The following is an 8,290-nucleotide window of genomic DNA, read 5'->3' as shown; positions in this document are numbered from 1 at the left end:
CCCCTCCCCTCAAGGGGGAGGGGCACGCATTGTGCCTGTGGCGGGGTGTCTGCCCCCACCCACCGGCTGTCATCCCGGCGAAAGCCGGGACCCAGCCCCGAGCACAGCCGCATGCACGGGGAGCGCGGCTGTGCGCCTTGCCCGTTCACACACCTTGCGGCTGGTGCTGCATCTCAGGATGGGGTCCCGGCGTTCGCCGGGATGACGGCCGGTGGTGGTGGCACCCTTGTGCCCCACCCTCATTTCCGCCCTCAAGAGCCTGTGCACGGGAGCGCGCAAGCGCTACCCGAGTGGGGAGGGGGACGCATGGTGCCTGTGGTGGGATGACGGCCTACCGTGAGGCGAGGGTCAGCGATGCGGGCTGGAAGCGGTTGGAGGTGGGGATGGGCGGGAAGTCGCCGATGCCCATGACGGTCACGTGCCGCCCGAGCTCGGTGGCCGGATCGAAGTCGGCCTGATCGTGCTCGAAGATGACGGCGTAGTGGGCCGAGCTAACCGGGCCGGGCAGGGCCATGACCTGGGCGACGTGGTCGAGGTCCGGGGCGACGAGTTCAACCTCGCGTGCGGCGATCCCGGCAGCCGGGCGATCGTTCCCGACGAGATTGGCCAGCGCCTCGGCGAGCGAGCGCGCCTGCGGCTGGCCTTCGACGGCGCTGAAGGTGGCCTCGAAGATGTCGGGCGCGGGAACGGGAGCCGGGGCTGAAGGCAGGCCGCCGAGGGAGGCCGTGCGCAGGGTCGCGGCGCTGATGAGGCCGGGACGCGTGTCCGGCGCGGGGACGGTGGGGCGCGGCGCGACCGCGACTTCGGTGGTGTCGCTTGCGATCAGGTTCTCGAGGGCGCGCTCGGCGGCGGGGGCGGCATAGGCGGTGAGGATCGTCTCGCGCTCGTCCGACGGATCGGTCATGTGGAGACGCGGGGCAGGCACCGGCGCATCGAGCGCGGCGATGGCCATGACGGCGGTCTCGCCGTCGGTGACTTGCCGCAGGGTCGCGGGCTTGATGGCCGGGATCGGCGCAAGGCTGGCGACGGTCAGCTCCTCGGGCGTCAGAGGAGCGCTGCCGACGGTCGAGAACGGAACCATTTCGGGCTCGTTCGACTGCGGCGCGGCGGCTGGAACCGGTGCGGCGGCGGTTGCCGCGGCGAGCTGGACGTCCGGGCGCATGGCCGGGACGGGGGCGACGCGGCTGCCCGAAGACGCAGAGGCCGAAGGCGCGGACGCCGACGCCGCCGGAGCGGATTGGGTGGCGGCTGCGACCGCGACGGGCGCAGAAGCCTGCCGGGAGGCGTTGCCGCCGCCGGTGAAGAGATCCATCAGCGTGCGGCCGGAGCCGGCGACGGCCGTGCCGGAAGACCCGCCGCCGCACGGTACCTGATGGCACCTTTGCCACTCGGCCTGGGCGAGCTTGTAGCCTTCCTGCGAGAGCGGACGGCCATTGGTCGGCACATGGAGGGTGCGCCCGTCGGGGAACAGCTCCTTCAACTGGGCGGTGGTCATGCGCGGCCAGGCGCGCACATTGCCGGTATCGAGATGGACGAAGGGGCTGCCGGAATTGGGATAGTAGCCGACGCCGCCGACCTGCTTTTTCATGGCGACCGCCCGCAGGCGGTTGAGCGGAACGCCCGGGATGTAGAAATCCATGGCGTTGCCGCGGGTATGCTGGGAGTTCTCGGCGACGCCCGAGGAGCTGGCGCGCAGCATGGCGTTGGTGGCGGGCGAGCGATAGGCGGAAACAATGTGGATCGGCTGGGTGGCGCCGACCTCCTGGTAGACCTCCCAGACGAGGTCGAAGAGGCGCGGGTCCATCTTGGCCGGCTCGTTGCGGCGCCAGTCGCGCAGGAACCGGTTGAGCTCGTTGATGCCCGACTGCACGTACTGCCCGTTGCGCTTGAAGACGATGCGCGCGGTTTCCTTGGTGTGGGTATAGTAGAGATAGAGCGCCCGCTCGCTGGCGGCGGCGGCCGGCAGCGACTGCGGCAAGATGGCGGCAAGGCTGACGACGGCGGCCATGAAAAGCCGTGCGATACGAATTGCCCTCAAACGAAAAGTCCCCGTCACGCTATACACTGTCCGGTCGGATCGTGGTCAATTTCTCGGACTTTTAGCGCAAACCTTACTAGAACCCGTTAACGCTAACCCTGCGTCAACGCCTCCCGGCATGCCCTCGGTCAGGGGTTTTACGGCCTAATGCCGGCCGAACCAAGGCGAAAATGTTAAGGGAAGGTTGCGGGGCGGGGGCCGTTGCCGCGTACGCCAGACATCGCGAAATCTTGAGACGGCTCGCCGACCACCGGGTCATTCCCGCGAAAGCGGGAACCCCAGTTTTCTTCGGTGGAGGATACCAAACAGAGGTCCCCGCTTTCGCGGGGATGACCCGGTGAAAGGGGCGAGCAGGAGCGCGTCACCAGCGTGTGCTGGAACCCGGCTTTCGCCGGGGCGACATGGTGGCGCCGGCTACGCGGCCATCAGAGGCCCATCAGCTCGATGAGCTTCTCGTTGTGACCGTAGACGTCGCCGAAGGAGCGCAGGGTTCCGTCCTCGGAGACGCGCAGGGTGAAGTAGGCGATGTGGACGGGAATGTGCTTTTGCGGGTTCACCCAGCGCTCGGAGGGGCCGAACAGGGCCTCGAGGGAGGCGCGGTCGATGGCGGGCTCGTTGACGGTCAGGGCGTCGGCGAACTCCATCGGGTTCTCGACGCGGATGCAGCCATGGCTGTAGGCGCGGAAGCCGCGCGCGAAGAGGGACTTGGACGGCGTATCGTGGAGATAGACGTCGTGCTTGTTGGGAAAGAGGAACTTGATCTGGCCGAGCGCATTGCTTGGCCCCGGCTTCTGGCGCACGCGGAAGGGGAAGTTGCTGGACGAGACCATGCCCCAGTTGACCGAGGACGCGCTGATCACCGAGCCGTTGTAGAGGAGCTCCATGTTCTGGCCGGAGATGTAGCCGGGGTTGCGCAGAACCGCCGGGGCGACCTCGTTGGCGATGATCGAGTTTGGCACGTTCCAGTAAGGATTCACCACGATGTGGCGGATGTTGTCGGAAAAGATCGGCGTCTGGTTCTTGACCGTGCCGACGACGACGCGGGTGGCGTAGACCTGCTTGCCGTGGTCGCTGATGGCAAGACGGAACTCGGGCACGTTGACCATGACGTTGAAGTCGCCGAGCTCGCGCGGCATCCAGCGCCAGCGCTCCATGTTGGCGATGATGTCGGCGCGGGTGACGGGCCCGCCGCCGTTGAAGGCGGCCAGCGTCGCCGGGCCGACGACGCCGTCGGCCTCCAGCCCCTGGGCCTCCTGGAAGGCCTTGACCGCGTCGGCGAGCGATTGGTCGTACACGGTCAAGGCTTCGGCGGAGGCGGTGATCTTCAGGCGCTCGCGCAGCAGGGGCACGCGCGGATCGCTCATGCCGGGCTTGATGGTCGGCCCGTCGGGCAGGGGCTCGGGACGGTCGACCTTGTCGCTCTCGAAGCGGGCGAGGGCGGCCTTCAATGCCAGGAACTCCGGGTGTCTCGGCTCGAGCTCGGCAAAGACCGCGCCGGGGTCGTCGCTGGAAGCCAGGCGCATGAGGAGCGCGGCTTCGTCGAGGCGCTTGGGCGCGATGTCGAGGAAGGCGGAGACGTCCTGCGGGCGGATGCGGCCGGTATAGATGTGGGTGGCATAGCGCAGGGCGGCGGCCGAGAACGCGGTCTCGAGCGCGGCCATGCGGGCCGGGTCGCCTTCGGCGGCGGAAACGTCGAGATCGGCGGTCAGATAGTCCTCGCGCCGCAGGCCTTCGCTGCCGGCCTGCCTGAAGATGTCGAGGATCGCCTCGGCCTTGTCGGAGAAGGCGAGGGACCCGTCGGCGGCGAGCGACAGCCAGAGCGGCTCGAAGTAGCGTTCGCCGTAGAAATAGTAGAGGCGCTGGGCTTCCTCGTGGGCGGCGGTGCCGGGCTTGGTGCCGGCATAGGCGGACGCCAGGCCCTGCTTGATCGTCGTTGCCAGGGAATTCTGCGGCGGCGCGATGACCACGCGCCGCAATTCAAGGCTCGCCACGTCCTGGGCAAGGGCGGGAAGGGCGGCGGCCGCCGTAAGCACCGTCAGCGCAACACCAGCCAAGAGCTTAATCATAGGGTCTCCATGCCATGGGGCGGGCCCCCTGCCGCCGGCGCGAAAGAGAATCGCGTGCCAAACCCCGATAGCTAAGCGCATCCATACTCCCGAAGCCTTAACGCCGCCATGGCTCGCCGATTTGTGAGCGGCGCTTGTTGCGCGCCTGCAACGGTCATCGGCCGGACTAGCTCGTTTTGGCTAGTTCGGCCGCGCGCGCGTTTCGCAGTAGGGTCGCGCAAGCGTCTCCGCCGGCCGGTTTTTCTTGGCCGCTCGCGACTCGGATACGCCCGGATGAGCCGAGGGTGCATGGGATGACCAACCGGATCGTCACCGAAAACCTGCTGACGGGTAATCCGCAGAGCGAGTGGGACATCGCCGAGACGAGCAACTGGACGATCGAGGGCTTCGCGACGCAGATCAGCGTCAATGCCGGCGGCACGGTCGAGTTCAAGGTCAACACGGCCAGCACCAACTACCGGATCGACATCTACCGCCTGGGCTACTATGGCGGCATGGGCGCACGGAAGGTGCACACCATCCAGCGCCAGATCGCCCAGCCGCAGGTGCAGCCCGCCCCCGTGCGCGACGCGACGGGCATTGCCGATGCCGGCAACTGGGCCGTGTCCGCCTCGTGGGCCATCCCCTCCACGGCGATCTCGGGCATCTACATCGCCAAGCTCGTGCGCCAGGACGCCACGTTCGGGCAGAACCACATCGCCTTCATCGTGCGCAATGACGGCTACGAGGCGGACATCGTCTTCCAGACCTCCGACACCACCTGGCAGGCCTACAACCATTGGGGCGGGGCGAGCCTTTACGGCGGCGACGGCCCGGGCTCCGATCCGGCGACGGCCGGGCGCGCCTACAAGGTCAGCTACAACCGGCCGTTCATCACCCGCTGGGGCGGTTTCCATGCCGGTCCGCAGGACTGGATCTTCGGGGTCGAGCACTCCGCCATCCGTTGGCTGGAACGGAACGGCTACGACGTCACCTATATTTCGGGCGTCGACGCCTCGCGCGACGGCAGCCTGCTGCTCGACCACAAGATCTATCTTTCCGTCGGGCACGACGAATACTGGTCGGGCGAGCAGCGCGCCAATGTCGAGGCGGCGCGCGACGCAGGCGTGCACCTCGCCTTCCTCAGCGGCAACGAGGTCTATTGGCGTACGCGCTGGGAGCCGAGCATAGCCGGCCCGGCAACGCCCTATCGCACCCTCGTCTGCTACAAGGAAACGCGCGCCCACGGCGACATCGATCCGGCAACGGAGTGGACCGGCACCTGGCGCGATCCGCGCTTTGCCGGCCCCAACGCGATCGGCGCGGGACGGCCCGAGAACGCGCTGACCGGCACGATCTTCACTGTCGATTCCTACCGGCTCGATACCATCCAGATCCCTTACGCCCACTCGCGCATGCGCTTCTGGCGCGATACCGGCGTCGACGAGATCGGCATCGGGCAGACCGCCTCCCTCACCACCGGGTACCTCGGCTACGAGTGGGATTCCGATCTCGACAACGGCCATCGACCGGCGGGGCTCATCAACTTTTCCTACGCGCAGGTCAGCGTCCATAGCCTCCTGCTCGACTATGGCACGATCACCGGGCCAGGCACCGCCGAACACAGCCTCACCCTCTACCGCGCCCCGAGCGGCGCTCTGGTGTTCGGCGCGGGCACCGTCTACTGGGCCTGGGGGCTCGACGCGAACCACGACCTCGAGCAGGTGCCGGACGACATCCGGGTGAAGCAGGCCATGGTCAACCTCTTCGCCGACATGGGCGTGCAGCCGGCCTCGCTGGAAGCCGGATTGACGGCGGCGACGGCCTCGACCGATTTCACCGCCCCGACATCCACGATCACCGCCCCGCCCGGAGCCATCCCCCACAACCAGGCCTATACGATCGCCGGCACGGCGGCCGATACCGGCGGCGGGGTGGTCGGTGGCGTTGAGGTCTCGACCGACAACGGCGCGACCTGGCACAAGGCCAGCGGGCGCGAAAGCTGGAGCTTTTCCTGGACGCCCTCGCTCGGCGGCGTCTACGCGGTCCGCTCGCGGGCGACCGACGACAGCGGCAATATCGAGGTTCCGGCCCCCGGCATCTCGATCACGGTGACCGGGCCGACGGGGCAGACCCTGTTCTCGCCCTATGCACGCCCGATGGTGCTCGACAGCCAAGACACCAACTCGCTCGAACTGGGCATGCGGTTCACGCCGGGGGCCAGCGGCACGATCTCGGGCGTGCGGTTCTTCAAGGGGCCGCAGAACACGGGCACGCATACCGCCACGCTCTGGACGGCGGCGGGTGGTTTGCTGGCCACCACGACGTTCACGGGCGAAACCGCTTCCGGCTGGCAGACGGCGCTGTTCTCGAGCCCGGTTCCGGTGACCGGCGGAGCGAGCTACGTTGTGTCCTACCACACCAACGGCCGCTATTCGGCCAACGACTATTTCTTCACCTCCGCCATTTCCGGCGGTGGGCTGACCGCGCCGGCGGACGGCCCCGGAGCCGGCAACGGCGTCTATGCCGTCAGCGCCTCGACGACCTTTCCCAATCAGACGTACAACGCTTCCAACTACTGGGTCGACGTGCTCTACCATCCGGCCAGCACGACGCCGCAACCGCCGGTGGCGGGGGACGACAGCGGGTTCGTCACCGAGCGCGACGTGCCGCTGCAGCTGTCCGTCAGTCAGCTCCTCGCCAACGATACCGATGCCAACGGTGATCCGCTGACCATCATCTCGGTCGGCTCGCCCAGCAACGGAACGGTGAGCCTCAATGGCGGCACCAACACCATCACCTTTACCCCCGCCGCGAGTTTCACCGGCAATGCCGGGTTCGTCTATACGGTCTCGGACGGACAGGGCGGGACGGATACGGGCAATGTTTCCATCACCGTGGTGGCGCCGGCGAGCGGCGCGACGCTCTTTGCGCCGACGGACGTGCCGGCGACAGTGACGGTCAACGATAGCGGTTCGGTGGAACTGGGCATGAAGTTCATCCCCGCCGTCAGCGGGGTCATCACCGGCATCCGCTTCTACAAGGGGCCGCAGAACACCGGCACCCATACCGGGCGCCTGTGGATGAGCGGGGGCAGTGAGATGGCGAGCCTGACCTTCGCCAACGAGACGGCGAGCGGCTGGCAGACCGGCCTATTTGCCTCCCCGCAGGCGGTGAGCGCGGGCGTGACCTACGTGGTCTCCTACCACAGCAACGGCTTCTATTCGGCCAACCAGAACTTTTTCGGCTCGGCAGTGACCAACGGTCCGCTGACGGCGCCGGCGAGCGGCGCGAGCGGGGGCAACGGGGTCTTTGCCTACGGCACGACCAGCACCTTCCCCAACCAGACCTACAACGCCAGCAACTACTGGGTGGACGTGCTGTTCACGGCGAGCGGCGGCAACCAGGCGCCGACGGCCGGCGCCGACTACGGCTTCTCCACTACCGTCAACACCGCCCTGCAGATCCCGGCGTCCAGCCTTCTCGGCAACGACAGCGACGTGGACGGCGGCACGCTCGGCGTCACCGCCGTTGGTTCGGCTATCAACGGCGCGGTGAGCTTCAACGGCGGCACCGGCATCGTTACCTTCACGCCGGCCAGCAACTATGCGGGTCATGCCGGCTTCACCTACACCGTATCCGACGGCCAGGGCGGCACGGACACGGGCGATGTCAGCCTCTTCGTGATGCCGACGGGCGCCGGCGTCTTCGCGCCCTCCGCCGTGCCATCGACGATCACCGTCAACGACTCCCAGGCGGTGGAGCTGGGCATGAAGTTCGTGCCCGCCATCAACGGCGTGATCAAGGGCATCCGCTTCTACAAGGGGCCGCAGAACACGGGCACGCATACCGCCACGCTCTGGACGGGCGGCGGTTCGCTCGTTGCGAGCCTCACCTTCACCAACGAAACACCGAGCGGCTGGCAGACCGCGCTGTTTCCCACACCCGTCGCGGTGACCGGCGGGCAGACCTATGTCGTCTCCTACCACTCGTCCGGCTTCTATTCGGCCACCAGCAACTACTTCGCCTCGGGCACCACCAACGGCAACCTCACCGCGCCGTCGAGCGCTTCGAGCGGGGGCAACGGCGTCTACGCCTATGGCGCGACGAGCTTTCCCGCCTCGACGTTCAACGCCACCAACTACTGGGTGGACGTGATCTTCGAATGAGGCGGGAGGAACATCCTCCCGCTCTCGCGGTAGTGGAT

General features: G+C 67.6%; 3 protein-coding genes. 1 reads left to right on the top strand and 2 read right to left on the bottom strand.

The window, feature by feature from the left end; all coding sequences use genetic code 11:
- Window positions 1-331: 331 nt before the first annotated feature.
- Both mepK and VE25_RS21260 read right to left on the bottom strand, forming a co-directional pair.
- Window positions 332-2,008, bottom strand: coding sequence for a peptidoglycan L,D-endopeptidase MepK (gene mepK, locus VE25_RS21265; protein ID WP_052732145.1), 1,677 nt, complete (start codon window positions 2,006-2,008; stop codon window positions 332-334).
- 455 nt (window positions 2,009-2,463) lie between these two features.
- Window positions 2,464-4,104 carry a L,D-transpeptidase family protein gene (locus VE25_RS21260; RefSeq protein ID WP_052732144.1) on the bottom strand — a complete coding sequence of 547 codons (1,641 nt, stop codon included), beginning with the start codon at window positions 4,102-4,104 and terminating at the stop codon, window positions 2,464-2,466.
- A 293-nt stretch (window positions 4,105-4,397) separates the two neighbouring features.
- On the opposite strand from VE25_RS21260, the gene VE25_RS21255 reads away from it, so the two are divergent.
- On the top strand, window positions 4,398-8,252 hold the full coding sequence (locus VE25_RS21255) for a DUF4082 domain-containing protein (RefSeq protein ID WP_046110691.1): 3,855 nt from the start codon (window positions 4,398-4,400) through the stop codon (window positions 8,250-8,252).
- Window positions 8,253-8,290: the final 38 nt, after the last annotated feature.

Origin of the sequence: Devosia geojensis, assembly GCF_000969415.1 — a bacterium.
Classification (GTDB): Bacteria; Pseudomonadota; Alphaproteobacteria; order Rhizobiales; family Devosiaceae; genus Devosia; species Devosia geojensis.
Note: the sequence above shows the minus strand (reverse complement) of the source record. Positions and strands in the feature narration are given on the sequence as shown.

Bases quoted from the DNA above. Each gene is read 5' to 3' on its own strand.
- mepK (WP_052732145.1), bottom strand. From the start codon at position 2,008: ATGGCCGCCGTCGTCAGCCTTGCCGCCATCTTGCCGCAGTCGCTGCCG.
- VE25_RS21260 (WP_052732144.1), bottom strand. From the start codon at position 4,104: ATGATTAAGCTCTTGGCTGGTGTTGCGCTGACGGTGCTTACGGCGGCC.
- VE25_RS21255 (WP_046110691.1), top strand. From the start codon at position 4,398: ATGACCAACCGGATCGTCACCGAAAACCTGCTGACGGGTAATCCGCAG.